Consider the following 16,299-nt stretch of genomic DNA (forward strand, 5'->3'; position numbering starts at 1 on the left):
ACATATTCACAGCCCGCATTTATTGCCAGCTGTTCATTATCTATTTCACTTACTGACAGCGACCACTTCAGCAGCCACTCGCTCAGTTGCGTCCGGGATAGCCACAAGTCTTGCTCGCTCCGCCATCGTCAGTAAGGTTGCTCGGTCCCACTGAGCGAGTAGGTCGCTCACGGCTTGCGCCGTAAACTGTGGCTGCTCAATAATCTTGGCCGCCCCGGCCTTTTCTAGCGGTAATGCATTCCAATATTGCTGCCGGTCTTTATGCTGGAAGGGCACAAAAATTGCCGGTAAACCTGCGGCAGCCACTTCACTGACGGTCAATGCCCCGGAGCGGCAAACCACCACATCAGCCCAAGCATAGGCCGCAGCCATATCATCAATAAATTCGACGATTTGATGTTTTTCGCCTTGCCCTACTTGCTGGTAGGCCGCTAATACATCAGGTAACGCACCTTTCCCTACCTGATGCCAAACCGTTATCTGCTCACCCAATGTTGCAGCAACTTGCGGCAACGTTTGGTTCAGCACTCGCGCCCCTTGACTACCACCGATGACCAACACCCGAATCGGCCCTTCGCGACCATTAAGACGTTCAGCCGGTAATGGCAGTGCCAATACATCTGTGCGAACTGGGTTCCCAACAACTTCTGCGTGCGCAAATGCCCCCGGAAATGCCTGTAAAACCTTTTTCGCGATTTTAGCCAACCAGCGGTTAGTCAAACCCGCAATCCCGTTTTGCTCATGCAGCACCACCGGAATGCCACATAACCACGCGGCTAAACCACCGGGACCAGACACATAACCACCCATTCCCAGCACGACATCCGGCTGATAATCCCGCATGATTTTCTTCGCCTGACGCACGGCACGATAAATTCGTACCGGTGCCGTCAATTGGGCCATCAGCCCCTTACCACGCAATCCAGAAATCTGGATAAAATCAATTTCAATGCCGTGCTTGGGAACCAATGACGCTTCCATTCTGTCTGCGGTGCCTAACCAACGCACCTGCCAGCCTTGCGCCATCAGATGATGTGCCACGGCTAAACCGGGGAAGACATGCCCCCCAGTGCCACCTGCCATCACCATTAAACGCTTGGTTTTGCCACTCATCGGGCACTCCTTACAAACGCTTGGGCTTTTGCCAAACGTGTTTCAAAATCAATACGTAACAACAGCACTATCGCGGTTGACATAATAATCAGGCTCGAACCGCCGTAACTTATCAGTGGTAAAGTCAAACCTTTAGTTGGCAACATCCCAGCGGCAGCCCCAACGTTAACCAGCGCCTGAAAACTAAACCAGATGCCGATCGAGCAGGCCAAAAAGCCAGAAAATCGCTGATCAATCTCTAATGCGCGACGCCCAATGGACATAGCACGAAAAGCGACGAAGAATACCATTAACAATGCAAGAACCACACCGAAATACCCAAGCTCCTCGCCTAAAATCGAGAAAATAAAGTCGGTATGCGCTTCCGGTAAATACTCTAATTTCTGCACGGAATTCCCCAGCCCCTGCCCCCATAATTCACCGCGGCCAAAGGCCATCAATGACTGGGTTAACTGGTAACCACTGCCGAAGGGATCCGCCCATGGATTCCAGAACGATGTCACACGGCGCATACGGTAAGGTTCGGCAACAATCAGTAAACACACGGCAAAAACACCGGAGCCGATAATAGCCAGAAACTGCCACATTTTTGCACCAGCCAAAAACAACATCGCCAATGTGGTGATAAACAGCACCACCACAGTCCCTAAATCGGGTTGTGCCAGTAGCAATACAGCCAGAATGACCATCACTCCCATCGGTTTACAGAAGCCCCAGAAGTTACTGCGAACCTCTTCAACTTTGCGCACCAGATAGCTGGCCAGATAACAAAACAGTGACAGCTTGGAAAGCTCGGCTGGCTGAATACGCAGTGGCCCCAGAGAAATCCAGCGGGATGCCCCGTTTACCGAGCTACCGACGACCAGAACCACCAGCAACATCACAATTGAAATCAACAACATAATATTGCTATAACGCTGCCAAACTTCCATCGGGATACGTAGTGTGACCAGCGACAAACCGAATGCCAGTGCCAGATACAGTGCATCACGCTTAGCAAACAGGAAAGGATCACCCGCCAGCCGCTGGCCAATTGGCATTGACGCCGAAGTCACCATCACAAAACCAATAATCGCCAAACCGAATGTCAGCCACAGCAAGGTTCTGTCGTAAAGCACCATGCTGGTGGTGTCGCTCTCCCGAGACCCCATCACAAAATGCTTAACCGTATTAAACAGCCCCAGCCCCGGCATGCGCATCAGCCCAACTCCTCCGCCAAACGAGCAAACTCATCACCGCGTTGCTCAAAGCTTCGGAACTGGTCCAAACTGGCACAAGCAGGAGACAGCAGCACCATATCCCCCGGTGCAACGCTCTTCGCCAGTTGCACCATGGCTTGCTCCATTGTCTCCGTGAGCGTTGATACCTCTGGACGTAATTCGGCCAGTTGGGCACCGTCACGACCAAAGCAGTAAATCTTGATATGGTCGCCTTGCAAAAAGCGAGTCAACCCGGAGAAATCAGCAGACTTACCGTCGCCGCCAAGCAACAGATGCAAAGTGCCATCAACCTGTAAACCATCGAGTGCGGCTTCAGTGCTACCCACGTTGGTGGCTTTAGAATCATTAATCCAGCGCACGCCATTGCGCTCAACCACCAATTGGAAACGATGTGGAAGGCCAGTAAACGTCGTCAATGCTTTCAAACTTGACGAACGAGGAATACCAACTGCATCAGCCAGCGCCAGTGCCGCCAGCGCATTGGTGTAGTTATGACGCCCGGTCAATTTCATTTCCCGAGTATTCAGTACCTTCTCACCACGCACTCGCAGCCAAACTTCACCTTGCTGTTTATTCAGATGGTAATCACCCACATCAACACCAAAACTGATACAACGGCTATCGGCACCACGAACTGGCATGGTGAGCGCGTCATCGGCATTCACGACGCAAACTTTAGCGTTTTCATACACCCGCAGTTTAGCTGCGCGATATTGCTGCAACCCGAATGGATAACGGTCTGTGTGATCTTCCGTGACATTCAGTATGGTGGCGGCATTAGCGCGTAAACTTGAGGTGGTCTCCAATTGGAAACTGGACAACTCCAGCACCACCAATTGGTTTTCCTGTTTCAATAGCGACAGAGCCGGAACACCGATGTTACCGCCAACCCCCACCGGCCAACCGGCCGCTTTGGCCATCTCGCCAACCAAGGTAGTCACGGTGCTTTTGCCGTTAGAGCCAGTGATAGCCACTACGGGCGCTTGATTCTCACGACAGAACAGTTCGATATCACCGACAATTTCGACACCGGCGTCTGCTGCATCGCTTAATGCAGGGTGTGCCAGTGCAATACCGGGGCTAGCAACAATCAAATCAGCATCTAACAGCCATTGCTGATTCAAGCCACCTACATGCCGCTCAACACTGTCAGGCAGTTTATCCAGGCCCGGAGGATTGATACGGGTATCCATAACACGCGGCGTTACACCACGCGCCATAAAGAAATCAACGCAGGAGAGGCCTGTTAGCCCCAACCCGATAATGACGACTTTTTTACCCTGATAATCAACCATAATTACCGCACCTTCAGCGTCGCTAGGCCAATCAGCACCAGCATCAGCGAAATAATCCAGAAGCGCACGATCACCCGTGGTTCTGGCCAGCCTTTAAGTTCGTAATGATGATGAATTGGGGCCATGCGGAAAATCCGCTGCCCACGTAACTTAAAGGAACCGACTTGCAAGATAACCGACAGCGTTTCAACAACGAACACCCCGCCCATAATCACTAACAAGAACTCTTGGCGCAGTAATACTGCGATAGTGCCCAGTGCGCCGCCCAATGCTAACGAGCCGACATCGCCCATAAATACTTGAGCCGGATAGGTGTTAAACCACAAAAAGCCCAACCCGGCCCCAACAATTGCGGTACAGACAATCACCAACTCACCGGCATGACGCAGATAAGGAATATGCAGATATGCAGCGAAATTCACGTTACCGGTCGCCCAAGCCACCAATGCAAAACCGCCTGCGACGAAAACTGTTGGCATAATTGCCAGTCCATCCAGCCCATCGGTCAAGTTGACCGCATTACTGGTCCCTACGATGACAAAGTAAGCCAGTAGGATATAGAGCAAGCCGAGCTGCGGCATGATGTCTTTAAAGAATGGCACCACCAGTTCAGTAGCTGGGGTATCTTTACCGATGCTATACATGGCGAAAGCGGCCGCCAGTGCAATGATCGACTGCCAGAAGTATTTCCAGCGAGCAATTAACCCCTTGGTGTTTTTACGAACCACTTTGCGGTAGTCATCAATAAAACCGACAATCCCGTAACCGACGAGAATGAACAGTACACACCAGACATATGGGTTAGAGGGGTAAGCCCACATCAGAACCGAGATGGTGATGGAGAACAAAATCATCAGGCCGCCCATCGTTGGCGTACCGCGTTTGCTGAAATGTGACTCTGGCCCATCATTACGCACAACCTGACCAATCTGTAATTTCTGTAAGTAAGAAATCAGGTGCGGCCCCATCCACAATGAAATAATTAATGCGGTCAACAGACTAACGATGGCGCGGAACGTCAAATAAGAAAAGACGTTAAAGCCGGAGTAAAATTTTACTAAGTATTCAGCCAACCAAACTAACATGATGCCTTCTCCTGTAACGCACGCACGACATTTTCCATGGCGGCGCTACGTGAACCTTTAATTAAGACGGTGATAACCGGATGTTCTTGCAGCAATTCACTCACACGGGCTGCCAAGGTGTTCTTATCCTGAAAATGTTCGCCACATCCGCTCGCATCACTCAGCGTCTGGCTCAACATGCCGACACTTAGCACTCTATCGATACCCGCTTGTTTCGCCGCTTCTCCCACCTGACGATGGCAATCGACCGCGGTCTCACCCAATTCAGCCATATCGCCAACGACCATCACCCGATAGCCTGGCATTTCAGCTAGCACTTGGGCAGCGGCGGTCATGGAACCCACATTGGCGTTATAGCTGTCATCAAGCAGTAACTTGTTCTCGGCGAGTTGAATAGGGAATAAGCGACCCGGCACAGCCTGTAACTGAGACAGCCCTTGACGGACAGCCGCTAAATCGGCCCCGACCGACATAGCTAATGCCGCTGCGGCTAACGCATTGGCAATGTTATGCCGCCCCGGCAGTGGCAATTCGATATCCACGGAGCCAAAGGGGGAATGCAGGGTGAAATACGTCACTTGCGGCGTAATACGCGCATTACTGGCATAGAAATCAATATCTTCCGCAGCCTGAGGTGAAAAACGCCATACTCGTTTGTTATGTAATGTTTCTTGCCAATGCGGCCAGTCGTGGCTGTCTGCATTGATAATCGCGGTGCCGTTAGCAGGTAACCCCGCAAAAATTTCGCCTTTAGCTTGCGCCACACCAGCCAGTGAGCCAAATCCTTCCAAATGTGCGGCAGACAAATTGTTGACCAAGGCGCTTTCCGGACGGCTTAAATCGGTAGTGTAGGCAATTTCACCCACATGGTTGGCACCCAGTTCGATGACTGCGAAGTCATGCTCAGGCGTCAGACGTAGCAGAGTCAATGGCACGCCGATATCGTTATTAAAGTTACCAGCGGTATACAGCACATTGCCACATTGGTGCAAAATCGCGGCAACCATTTCTTTTACCGAGGTTTTACCAGAGGAGCCGGTTAACGCGACCACACGAGCGGGCACTTGCTGGCGCACCCAAGCAGCAAATTGCCCCAGCGCCAAACGAGTGTCTTTAACCACTAATTGCGGAGCCCCCACCAGTAAGCGTTTACTTACCAGCAGAGCGCCTGCACCAGCGGAAACAGCATCTTCTGCAAAATCATGTCCATCAAAACGCTCGCCTTTCAGCGCAACAAACAAACACCCCGCAGTGACCTTGCGAGTATCAATGGTCACTTCAGTGATATCGATACCATCGCGCTGTTTGTCATTAACAATGTATTCAGCGTTAAGCAACGTGGACAAGAATTGCAGGGAGACCTTAATCATGCCATCACCCCCAACAAGCGGGCGACGGTCACACGGTCGGAGTAATCCAGCCGACGATTGCCAACCAATTGATAATCTTCATGTCCTTTACCAGCAATAACCACAACATCGTCTTCGTTGGCTTGCATAATGGCACTGGTCACCGCTTCGGCGCGGCCATGAATCGCCATCGCTCGGCCCGCATCCATTAAACCGGCAAGAATGTCAGCAACAATAGCCTGTGGCTCTTCACTACGCGGATTATCGTCAGTAACAACGACACGGTCAGCCAGTTGTTCCGCGATACCGCCCATAAGTGGGCGCTTACCTTTGTCTCGGTCGCCACCGCAACCGAACACACACCACAACTGGCCTTTACAATGTAAACGAGCCGCTGCCAACGCTTTTTCCAACGCATCCGGGGTGTGGGCATAATCCACCACTACCGTCGGTTTGCCTGGCGCGTTAAACACTTCCATCCGCCCACACACAGGTTGCAGATGAGGTGCAGCAGCTAATAGTTGTGCCAACGGGTAACCCAGTGAAAGCAATGTTGACAGAGCTACGAGCAGGTTACTGACGTTAAATGCCCCCATTAGGCGGCTTTCTAACTGCCCCTCACCCCAACTGGAGTCAAAGGCGATGCTGGCCCCGTTATCGTGATAATCAACTTTGGTGGCAGATAACCACGGGCCTTTCCAACCTGTAGGAACGTTGTTTTCCATGCTGACGGCTACCGCTTGCGGCAACTGACTTAACCAGCGGCACCCCACTTCGTCATCAGCATTGATAATTTTGTGCTCGGATTGATGAGTAGAGAACAACAGCCACTTCGCCGCTTCATAACTCGCCATATTGCCGTGATAATCCAAATGATCACGGCTTAAGTTAGTGAACACAGCAGCAGCAAATGGCAACGCCGCGACACGATTTTGAATCAAACCATGAGAAGAGACTTCCATTGCCGCGAAAGTTGCGCCTTGGTCAACTAAATTACGCAACAAATGTTGGATATCAACCGCCGAACCTGTGGTGTTCTCCGTAGGGATAACATGCCCCAATAAACCATTACCTACTGTTCCCATTACTGCGCTGGTTTCGCCCAGCGACTGAGCCCATTGCGCCAACAGTTGGGTAGTGGTGGTTTTGCCGTTAGTCCCGGTCACACCCACCAAACGTAATGCGGCACCCGGCTGGTGATAAAATTGCCCCGCCAGCTTGGATAAGTGCTGATTCAAATTACGCAGATAGATAACAGGCACACCATGCATTTCAACCATGCTGGTATCCGGTGCGACACCATCAGCTTCAGCGACCACGGCCGCCACACCTTGTGCGATGGCTTGCGGGATATAACGACGCCCGTCCGTCTGGTGGCCGACAACAGCGACAAACAAATCCCCGGCAGCGGCAACACGGCTGTCTAATGTCATTTCCCGTAGCGCACGCTCCGGGACGTCAAGCCCCCAAGGAGCGAGTAAGTCGCGCAAGTTACGATCTGCCACCTGAACCCTCTTTTGTATTAATCACTAATTCGCTTTTATCACCAGTGGGTAATGCATCTGGCTCAATGTTCATGGTGCGCAGTACGCCGCCCATGATGGCACCGAACACTGGTGCAGAAACCGCACCACCGTAATATTTCCCTGCCTGCGGGTCATTGATGACCACAACCAGAGCAAATCTAGGGTTACTCGCAGGCGCTACGCCAGCGGTGTAAGCGAGGTATCGGTCCATATATTTGCCATCTGGCCCGACTTTTTTGGCGGTACCAGTTTTAATAGCAATCCGATAGCCTTTGATGGCAGCTTTAGTGCCCCCGCCGCCAGGTAACGCCACGCTTTCCATCATATGAACCACGGTACGTACCAGCGGTTCAGGGAAGACGCGTTCACCGGCCACTGGCGGGTCAACTTTGGTTATCGACAGCGGGCGATAAATCCCCATGCTGCCGATGGTTGCATAGACTCGCGCTAGTTGTAACGGTGTTACCATTAGCCCGTAGCCGAAAGAGAAGGTGGCCCTCTCTATGTCAGACCACCGTTGTTTTTTAGGATATAAGCCACTGCTTTCTCCGACCAACCCCAAATTGGTCGCTTTCCCAAACCCAAACCTTGAGTAAGTCTCTACCAAGGCTGAGGATGGCATCGCTAACGCCAGCTTAGAAACACCGACGTTACTCGACTTCTGCAAGATCCCGGTCACGGATAGCTCAGCGTAACGGGCCACGTCTTTAATTTGGTGACCGTTAACAAAGTACGGCAAGGTATTCAGCACACTATTTTCTTTCACTACGCCATGCTGCAATGCCGTCATCACTACCATTGGCTTAACTGTTGAGCCGGGTTCAAAAATATCGGTTATCGCCCGGTTACGCATTGCGTCTTTCGGCGTACCGGTTAAGTTATTTGGGTTGTAAGACGGGCTGTTTGCCATCGCCAGCACTTCGCCGGTATTAACATCGACCAGCACAGCCGTGCCTGATTCAGCCTTGTTAAAGGCCACTGCGTTGTTCAATTCGCGGTAGACCAGCGCTTGTAAGCGTTCATCAACACTCAGCACCAAATTGTGCGCGGCCTGACTGTCTACCGAGGAGATATCCTCAATAACGCGGCCATAGCGGTCTTTACGTACCGTACGCTCGCCGGGTTGCCCAGTGAGCCAGCGGTCAAAACTTTTCTCTACACCCTCAATACCTTGGCTATCAATGTTTGTTACACCGATAATGTGCGCCATCACCTGACCCGCTGGATAGTAGCGGCGGGATTCCTGACGCAAATAGATTCCGGGTAATTTCAGCTTGTGGATGTAATCGCCAATCGCGGGGTTGACCTGACGCGCCAGATAAACAAAGCGCCCTTTCGGGTTAGCGTTGATGCGGGTTGCCAGTTGGTCGAGCGGGATCTCCAAAGCATCAGACAGCGCTTTCCAGCGTGTATCCAGCGTAATGCCACCGCGTTCGGTTAATTCTTTCGGGTCAGCCCAAACTGCATTAACCGGCACACTGACAGCCAACGGGCGGCCAGAGCGGTCACTTATCATGCCACGCGCCGTCGGCACTTCCTGTACCCGCAGAGAGCGCATATCACCCTCGCGTACCAGCTTGTCGGGGTTAATCACTTGCAGATAGGCTGTGCGCAACATCAAGCCGACTAATGCCAACAAAATACAGCCGCACAGCAACGCAAAACGCCAGCTTATAAAGCTGGCTTGTTCTTCCTGGCGCTTTAACTTCCCGGGGCGCGCTGCTTTCATGCGTTACCTTGGCTACTACGAGTCATGGTGGCGACAAATTCCTTTATTTATTAGAAAAACCTATTGCTGAACCACAATATTTTCTTGTGATGGATCAACATGTTGCATTCTCAGCTTTTCGGTTGCGATACTCTCAACACGGCTGTGGTCACCCAATGCGTTCTCTTCCAGAATCAAGTTGCGCCATTCAATGTCTAGCGCATCTCGCTCCAGCACTAACTGTTCCCGCTCCGCAGTCAGCAAGCGCGTGCGGTGGGCGGTGGTCACAACAAAAATGGCAGACACGAGCACCGCAACCAGTAAAATTAGCGGGATCTTGGCATTACGGAGTAAGTCCCCGCCGATGACCCCAACCAGACCGTGGCGCTCGTTGCCTATCACGCCTTAACCCTCTCGGCAAAACGTAATACCGAGCTACGCGCCCGTGGGTTTTCAGCGACCTCTGCGTCAGGAGGCATCATTTTGCCAACAGATTTTAAGGTGCGCCCCCCCATGCTGCGTAACTGCGCTTCCGTCAGTGGTAAACCAGCAGGAACCTGTGGGCCACGGCTGTGATGACGGATAAAGTTTTTCACAATACGGTCTTCAAGAGAGTGGAAACTAATGACGGATAAACGACCACCCGGTGCCAAAACTTCAAGCGCACCATCGAGCGCACGCTCTATCTCTTCCAATTCACTGTTGATATAGATACGAATAGCCTGGAAGCTGCGAGTGGCTGGGTGTTTGTGCTTTTCACGGAATGGGCTGGCGTTAGCAATCAAATCAGCTAACTCTTTGGTACGCGTCATCGGTTGTGTGAGGTTACGCTCAACAATCGCCTTGGCTAAACGCTTGGCAAAACGCTCTTCGCCGAAAGTTTTCAGCACCCAAGCAATATCATCGGCGCTGGCTTTCATTAACCAGTCAGCAGCGGATAGTCCGCGGGTTGGGTCCATGCGCATATCCAACGGCCCGTCGCGCATGAAAGAAAAACCACGCTCAGGATCATCCAATTGAGGTGATGAAACACCTAGATCCAACAGCACACCATCGATGCGACCGACTAAATCCAACTCCTGCACATAGTGCGCCAAATCAGAAAAAGGACCATGCACAATAGAAAAACGTGGGTCGGTTATTGATTTTGCCGCTTCAATAGCTTGTGGGTCACGATCAATTGCTATCAAACGCCCTTCTGGCCCAAGTTGGGACAAAATCAGGCGCGAGTGGCCACCACGGCCAAAAGTTCCGTCAATATAGATGCCGTTATCACGGATGTTCAGGCCATTAACTGCCTCATCCAGTAACACGCTGGTGTGCTTGTAGTCGTTATCTACACTGTGGTTGTTATCTACCATGCTTATAGCGATAAGTCCTGTAGCCGCTCAGATAAAGGTTCCTGAGTGGACTGTTCTGCGTCGATGTCATCCTTGACTTGTTGATACCAGGTCTGTTCATCCCACAGTTCAAATTTATTGAACTGCCCAACCAGCATCACTTCTTTATTCAGCCCGGCGTGCTGACGCAATGTTCCTGCAATCAGTAAGCGCCCGGCACCATCCATCTGACATTCACTGGCATGCCCTAACAACAAACGCTGAACTCGACGTTCGGCTGGATTCATGCTCGACAGTCTGGATAATTTTTGTTCAATTATTTCCCATTCAGGGAGTGGATAAAGCAATAGGCATGGTTGGTGAAGGTCTATGGTACAGACCATCTGGCCTTGCGATTCCTCGTTCAGCAAATCCCGATAACGGGTAGGTACGGCGAGCCGCCCTTTGCTGTCGAGGTTAACCATCGTTGCCCCACGAAACATGACTGAGTTACCCCTTCATGACCCAATTCGCCACTTTATCCCACAAATCCCCACATTAAAGAGTTTACGGATGGTATGAAAACCTTGTCAAGCCAGAGCAGATGCGCTTTGACAATATTTATGGGCCGTTTTTGAGATATATCTCGTATAAGGGGCTATTTTAGGGATTGAAATAGAAATTAACGTCATGATAAACGGGCTATTTTTCCGCCACTAATTTCGGTAACTTAAATAAATAATAAATTGTCAATTAATTGACCCATTATTTCCTTCTGCAAGGAATGTCTCATTTTCAGTATGAAAATTGTACGCTTCAAAATTAGACAGCCTGAGCACAAAACCCGCGGCGGCTGGCGTTTCTTAGGGATAAACCGAGAAGATCGGCAACAAAATCCACGGCGAAACAATAATACCCTTGATAACAACAAGTGTTACTGGCAAGACATTTTACTTCAATTAACCGATCAGCATTAATCTATTTTGAAATAAATTATTGACGCATATTTCGAACATAACTGAAATATGAATCGCTTCAGACAGATAAATCTTAAATTAGGAAAATACTGTAAATTAGTATTTTTCTTACCTGTTATTTTTAATGCACCTTAACCGGTGCTGCGTTTTCCTACCATTCCCTCGCAAAAATATAACATATTGTTTTTAAAATAAAAATAATGTCATCGCCATTTAAAAAACCACAAAAAGCCTAAATCCTCGCAGTACAAAGTATAAAAATCAGACAAATGTTAAAAATAAAAATTTTAAGCTGGTTATATTACAAACAATAGCACTGTAAACTACACGAAAAGCAAAACAGCAATACAATTACCTGCATTTCAAATGATGAGCAATACATAAATCCCATCACAAATTTTGGCGGTGGGTGTTTTGGCAGATTTTTCCCCCAATTAGGGAGTTAATGACAATGTTTTCAACTGGGTCCCGTCTGCGTAGTGCTGCAGCCGATACTTTCGCACTTGTGGTGTATTGTTTTGTCATCGGCATGATAATCGAAATCGTGATCTCTGGAATGACGTTCCAGCAGTCACTTTCTTCGCGGCTGGTTTCAATTCCAGTCAACATCCTTATCGCCTGGCCCTATGGTATTTACCGGGATGTGTTCATCCGGTTTGCACATCGTCACGCAGGTGAGCATTTTTGGGCCAAGAACTTGGCTGACTTATTGGCATATGTCAGCTTCCAGTCACCCGTTTATGCCATGATTTTATGGTCTGTCGGGGCGGATATAGAACAGATAGCCACAGCCGTCACCAGTAACGCTTTGGTTTCAATGGCGATGGGCGTCGCTTATGGTTACTTTTTGGAATATTGCCGTAGGCTATTTCGTGTTGCGGGATATGTTTGATAGTGCTAGTTCAATGGTGGCAAACGAATAGCAATCAGGGCCAATATCGGCCCTGATTCTTTAAATGCGTGCTATTTTCGACTTAAACTTCCGCGGCGGAACAGATTGCGTCGAATACGGGTCAGCCCCGGTTTCGGCTTATGCGGTTCATCTAAACTGGCTAAGACTAACTCCAGTACACGTTCGGCAACATCCCGATGGCGTTGGGCAACAGCCAGTACAGGACATTCGAGGAAATCCAATAGCTCATTATCACCAAAAGTCGCGATCGCCAGATTACTCGGTAGACGCCCACTCTGTTTTAAAGTGACATCCATAACGCCCTGCAATAACTGGAATGAGGTTGTAAACAATGCCTGCGGCATTGGATGGGTCTTCAGCCATTGAGCAAACAACACACCTGCTGCTTCTCGCTCGTAGCTGTTGGCATACAGATAATCAACTTTGCGTGGGTCATCTTTCCATGCTTCACGGAACCCCATTTCTCGCAAGAAGCTGACCGATAATTCTGGCAACGCCCCCAGATACAACACAGACTCCGCAGGGAAAGAACGTAACTCTTGCGCCAACATCATGGCATCTTCTTGGTCTGCCCCAACAACACTGATGAAATGTTCCCGGTCCAGCGCGCGATCTAATGCGATGATGGGCAATGGATCATTAGCCCAGCGCTGATAGAAAGGATGCTCCGGCGGTAAAGCGGTGGAGACAATGATGGCGTCAACTTGGCGTTGTAACAAGTGTTCAATACAGCGCATTTCATTATCAGGTTGGTCTTCAGAACAGGCAATCAAGAGTTGATAACCACGTTGACGTGCCTGACGCTCCAGATAATTAGCAATACGGGTATAGCTGGTATTCTCAAGATCCGGGATCACCAAGCCGATCGAGCGGGTTCTGCCCGCACGTAATCCTGCCGCAACAGCATTTGGGTGATAGTTATGTTCCCTGACAACCGCCATAACTTTGTCTACTGTTTTATCGCTGACTCGGTACTGTTTCGCTTTGCCATTAATGACATAACTGGCAGTTGTGCGCGAAACGCCCGCAAGACGCGCGATTTCATCCAGTTTCACATTATCCCCTTATAAACCTAATAAAATGATGTTGTAGGCTAGACCAACAAATTGGCATATCCGATAGAATCTAAAATAAAGGATATAGACATAGTTTAACCATGGATATGATCTAACAGCAGAACTCACTATTGAGCAACCGCTTTAACCGCCATATAACGCTATACAGGTTAAAAAATAAGAAAAAAAAAGCTCAACATACCTGCTGAGCCTGATAATTAGAGATTAGTCAGTATTAATCACCATGGTTAACGCATGATTTTGTCACCACGGGATACACCGACGATACCGGAGCGGGCAACTTCAACAATTTCTGCCACTTCCCGCACCGCATTTAAAAATGCATCCAGTTTGTCGCTCGTCCCGGCCAATTGGACGGTGTAAAGCGTGGCAGTCACATCAACAATCTGCCCACGGAAGATCTCAGCACAGCGTTTCACTTCTTCACGCCCATAGCCACTGGCTTGCAATTTCACCAGCATGATTTCGCGCTCAACGTGTGAGCCGGAAACCAGCTCGCTCACACGCAGCACATCCACCAGCTTATGCAGTTGTTTTTCGATTTGCTCCAAAACCTTAGCGTCGCCGACAGTTTGAATTGTCATGCGAGATAGAGTTGGATCGTCGGTTGGCGCAACCGTCAAACTTTCAATATTGTAACCGCGCTGAGAAAACAGCCCCACCACTCTTGATAAGGCACCTGATTCGTTTTCCAGCAAAACTGATAAAATCCGGCGGCGCATAATTATGTCCTCTCCGTTTTACTAAGCCACATTTCATCCATGCCACCACCGCGAATTTGCATCGGGTAAACATGTTCTGTTTCATCGACGGTCACATCCACAAACACCAGACGGTTCTTCTCTGATAGTTGCGTCAGCGCATCAGCGAGTTTACTTTCCAACTCGTCCGGCGTACGGATAGATACCCCGATATGACCATAGGCTTCTGCCAATTTGACGAAATCAGGTAGAGAGTCCATATAGGATTGTGAATGTCGGCCTGAATAGATCATATCCTGCCACTGTTTCACCATCCCGAGGTAACGGTTGTTCAGGTTCAAAACCAGCACTGGCAAGTTATATTGCAGAGCTGTCGATAATTCCTGAATATTCATCTGGATACTGCCATCGCCTGTGACACAAACTACGGTTTCATCCGGTAGCGCCAATTTCACACCCAGCGCAGCGGGTAAACCAAAGCCCATGGTGCCAAGTCCACCGGAGTTAATCCAACGGCGAGGCTTATCAAACGGGTAATAAAGTGCAGCGAACATTTGATGTTGGCCAACATCAGACGTGACGTATGCATCACCTCTCGTCAAGCGGTGCAGCGTTTCAATCACGGCCTGAGGTTTGATTTTGCCACTGTCGTTGTTGTAGCTCAGGCAATCGCGCGCGCGCCACTGTTCAATAGATTGCCACCAATCACGTAAGCTATCGAAATCTTGCACACAATCAATTTGTGATAACAAATCCAGCATCTGCGTCAAGACTTGTTTGGCATCACCAACAATAGGGATATCCGCTGTGACGGTTTTGGATATTGAGGTTGGGTCGATATCAATATGCAATACTGTCGCATCTGGGCAATACTTCGCCAGATTATTGGTAGTACGATCATCGAAACGCACGCCAACAGCAAAAATAAGGTCGGTATTATGCATGGCCATATTGGCCTCAAAAGTTCCATGCATCCCTAGCATGCCAACACTTTGGCGATGAGTACCGGGGAAGGCACCCAATCCCATGAGAGAGCTGGTCACTGGCAAATTAAGTTTCTCAGCCAATGTCAGTAACTCTTCATGACAAGCTGAATTAATCGCCCCACCACCGACATACATAATAGGTTTTTTCGCAGCCAGAATGGTTTGCAATGCACGTTTAATTTGCCCACGATGCCCCTGCACCGTCGGGTTATAAGAACGCAAGCTAACCTGTTCAGGATAGGCATAAGGCATTTTTACGGCAGGACCAACAATATCTTTTGGTAAATCAATGACAACGGGACCAGGACGACCAGTCGAAGCCAAATAGAATGCCTTTTTCAATACCGAAGGAATATCTTCGGTGCGCTTAACCAAAAAGCTGTGTTTCACTACCGGGCGAGAAATCCCCACCATGTCGCATTCTTGAAAAGCATCATAGCCAATTAATGAGCTTGGTACCTGACCAGAAAGCACCACCATAGGCACGGAATCCATATAGGCCGTCGCAATGCCAGTGATCGCATTGGTTGCTCCGGGACCTGAGGTGACCAGCACGACCCCAACCTCACCAGTTGCCCGCGCATAGCCATCGGCCATGTGAACCGCACCTTGTTCGTGGCGCACCAGCACGTGATCGATGCCTCCGACCGTGTGCAGGGCATCGTAAATATCAAGTACGGCCCCGCCGGGATAACCGAATACATGCTTAACGCCCTGATCGATTAACGATCGGACAACCATCTCGGCTCCTGACAACATCTCCATGGGTTTTGCCTCCAGGCTTAGTTTGCTCAGTGGATCACGGGAAGTCATTTCCACGAAATCCTGTAGGAAAGGCACTGCGCCCCATATCCTATTCTTTGTTTGTTATCGTTCGAATGTTTATTAACATACCTAACTTATTAACATAACGTCAGAATTTCTGGCAGGCAAACGGCAATTCTCTGCACTAAAGGCAATTCTACGGGGTGCGCTCTGAATTTATGCTCATCGAAAATATAAAACACTGCCTAAGCATTCATAACTGTGTT

14 protein-coding genes are annotated in these 16,299 nt (G+C 49.7%); 1 reads left to right on the plus strand and 13 read right to left on the minus strand.

The genetic code is table 11. The features are described from left to right. Positions 1 to 45: 45 nt before the first annotated feature. The 10 genes from murG to mraZ are packed head-to-tail and all read right to left on the minus strand — an operon-like array spanning position 46 to position 11,118. The gene (gene murG / locus HUZ92_RS05970; RefSeq protein WP_050100481.1) at positions 46 to 1,113 is read right to left on the minus strand and encodes an undecaprenyldiphospho-muramoylpentapeptide beta-N-acetylglucosaminyltransferase; all 1,068 of its coding nucleotides are present in this window, start codon (positions 1,111 to 1,113) and stop codon (positions 46 to 48) included. Continuing rightward, on the minus strand, positions 1,110 to 2,312 hold the full coding sequence (gene ftsW, locus HUZ92_RS05975) for a cell division protein FtsW (protein WP_050100483.1): 1,203 nt from the start codon (positions 2,310 to 2,312) through the stop codon (positions 1,110 to 1,112). The genes murG and ftsW overlap by 4 nt, the downstream gene beginning before the upstream one ends. After that, on the minus strand, positions 2,312 to 3,628 hold the full coding sequence (gene murD / locus HUZ92_RS05980) for a UDP-N-acetylmuramoyl-L-alanine--D-glutamate ligase (RefSeq protein WP_145580046.1): 1,317 nt from the start codon (positions 3,626 to 3,628) through the stop codon (positions 2,312 to 2,314). Before murD ends, ftsW begins: the two co-directional genes overlap by 1 nt. Positions 3,629 to 3,630: 2 nt before the next feature. Beyond that, on the minus strand, positions 3,631 to 4,713 hold the full coding sequence (gene mraY / locus HUZ92_RS05985) for a phospho-N-acetylmuramoyl-pentapeptide-transferase (RefSeq protein WP_050100485.1): 1,083 nt from the start codon (positions 4,711 to 4,713) through the stop codon (positions 3,631 to 3,633). After that, positions 4,707 to 6,083 carry a UDP-N-acetylmuramoyl-tripeptide--D-alanyl-D-alanine ligase gene (gene murF, locus HUZ92_RS05990; RefSeq protein WP_050140446.1) on the minus strand — a complete coding sequence of 459 codons (1,377 nt, stop codon included), beginning with the start codon at positions 6,081 to 6,083 and terminating at the stop codon, positions 4,707 to 4,709. Before murF ends, mraY begins: the two co-directional genes overlap by 7 nt. Then, a complete protein-coding gene (gene murE, locus HUZ92_RS05995; protein WP_174846799.1) occupies positions 6,080 to 7,567 on the minus strand; it encodes a UDP-N-acetylmuramoyl-L-alanyl-D-glutamate--2,6-diaminopimelate ligase in 1,488 nt (495 codons plus the stop codon). The genes murF and murE overlap by 4 nt, the downstream gene beginning before the upstream one ends. Further along, positions 7,554 to 9,317 (minus strand): peptidoglycan glycosyltransferase FtsI, encoded by a 1,764-nt coding sequence (locus HUZ92_RS06000; RefSeq protein ID WP_050100489.1) that lies wholly within the window; start codon positions 9,315 to 9,317, stop codon positions 7,554 to 7,556. Before HUZ92_RS06000 ends, murE begins: the two co-directional genes overlap by 14 nt. Positions 9,318 to 9,377: 60 nt before the next feature. Then, entirely contained in the window at positions 9,378 to 9,698 is a 321-nt protein-coding gene (gene ftsL, locus HUZ92_RS06005; protein ID WP_050100490.1) for a cell division protein FtsL, read from the minus strand. Further along, positions 9,695 to 10,657, minus strand: a complete 963-nt coding sequence (gene rsmH, locus HUZ92_RS06010) for a 16S rRNA (cytosine(1402)-N(4))-methyltransferase RsmH (RefSeq protein ID WP_050100492.1) — start codon at positions 10,655 to 10,657, stop codon at positions 9,695 to 9,697. The genes ftsL and rsmH overlap by 4 nt, the downstream gene beginning before the upstream one ends. A 2-nt stretch (positions 10,658 to 10,659) precedes the next feature. After that, the gene (mraZ, locus tag HUZ92_RS06015) at positions 10,660 to 11,118 is read right to left on the minus strand and encodes a division/cell wall cluster transcriptional repressor MraZ (protein WP_004875568.1); all 459 of its coding nucleotides are present in this window, start codon (positions 11,116 to 11,118) and stop codon (positions 10,660 to 10,662) included. A gap of 925 nt (positions 11,119 to 12,043) precedes the next feature. Here mraZ and HUZ92_RS06020 point away from each other — a divergent pair. Continuing rightward, positions 12,044 to 12,484: an L-alanine exporter AlaE gene (locus HUZ92_RS06020; protein ID WP_050100493.1), complete on the plus strand. Its 441-nt coding sequence runs from the start codon at positions 12,044 to 12,046 to the stop codon at positions 12,482 to 12,484. 71 nt (positions 12,485 to 12,555) lie between these two features. On the opposite strand, the gene cra is transcribed toward HUZ92_RS06020, so the two are convergent. The 3 genes from cra to ilvI all read right to left on the minus strand — a co-directional run bounded on the left by cra (position 12,556) and on the right by ilvI (position 16,033). Next, a complete protein-coding gene (gene cra, locus HUZ92_RS06025; protein WP_050100495.1) occupies positions 12,556 to 13,560 on the minus strand; it encodes a catabolite repressor/activator in 1,005 nt (334 codons plus the stop codon). 248 nt (positions 13,561 to 13,808) lie between these two features. Then, positions 13,809 to 14,303: an acetolactate synthase small subunit gene (ilvN, locus tag HUZ92_RS06030; protein ID WP_004388986.1), complete on the minus strand. Its 495-nt coding sequence runs from the start codon at positions 14,301 to 14,303 to the stop codon at positions 13,809 to 13,811. Between the two features lie 2 nt (positions 14,304 to 14,305). Further along, positions 14,306 to 16,033 carry an acetolactate synthase 3 large subunit gene (ilvI, locus tag HUZ92_RS06035; protein WP_050100538.1) on the minus strand — a complete coding sequence of 576 codons (1,728 nt, stop codon included), beginning with the start codon at positions 16,031 to 16,033 and terminating at the stop codon, positions 14,306 to 14,308. Positions 16,034 to 16,299: the final 266 nt, after the last annotated feature.

It is taken from the genome of Yersinia vastinensis (genome assembly GCF_902726565.1).
Lineage (GTDB): Bacteria > Pseudomonadota > Gammaproteobacteria > Enterobacterales > Enterobacteriaceae > Yersinia > Yersinia vastinensis.

Excerpts from the sequence above, each read along its gene's own strand:
- murG (WP_050100481.1), bottom strand. The coding sequence starts at position 1,113 with ATGAGTGGCAAAACCAAGCGTTTAATGGTGATGGCAGGTGGCACTGGG.
- ftsW (WP_050100483.1), bottom strand. The coding sequence starts at position 2,312 with ATGCGCATGCCGGGGCTGGGGCTGTTTAATACGGTTAAGCATTTTGTG.
- murD (WP_145580046.1), bottom strand. The coding sequence starts at position 3,628 with ATGGTTGATTATCAGGGTAAAAAAGTCGTCATTATCGGGTTGGGGCTA.
- mraY (WP_050100485.1), bottom strand. The coding sequence starts at position 4,713 with ATGTTAGTTTGGTTGGCTGAATACTTAGTAAAATTTTACTCCGGCTTT.
- murF (WP_050140446.1), bottom strand. The coding sequence starts at position 6,083 with ATGATTAAGGTCTCCCTGCAATTCTTGTCCACGTTGCTTAACGCTGAA.
- HUZ92_RS06000 (WP_050100489.1), bottom strand. The coding sequence starts at position 9,317 with ATGAAAGCAGCGCGCCCCGGGAAGTTAAAGCGCCAGGAAGAACAAGCC.
- rsmH (WP_050100492.1), bottom strand. The coding sequence starts at position 10,657 with ATGGTAGATAACAACCACAGTGTAGATAACGACTACAAGCACACCAGC.
- mraZ (WP_004875568.1), bottom strand. The coding sequence starts at position 11,118 with ATGTTTCGTGGGGCAACGATGGTTAACCTCGACAGCAAAGGGCGGCTC.
- HUZ92_RS06020 (WP_050100493.1), top strand. The coding sequence starts at position 12,044 with ATGTTTTCAACTGGGTCCCGTCTGCGTAGTGCTGCAGCCGATACTTTC.
- ilvN (WP_004388986.1), bottom strand. The coding sequence starts at position 14,303 with ATGCGCCGCCGGATTTTATCAGTTTTGCTGGAAAACGAATCAGGTGCC.
- ilvI (WP_050100538.1), bottom strand. The coding sequence starts at position 16,033 with ATGGAGATGTTGTCAGGAGCCGAGATGGTTGTCCGATCGTTAATCGAT.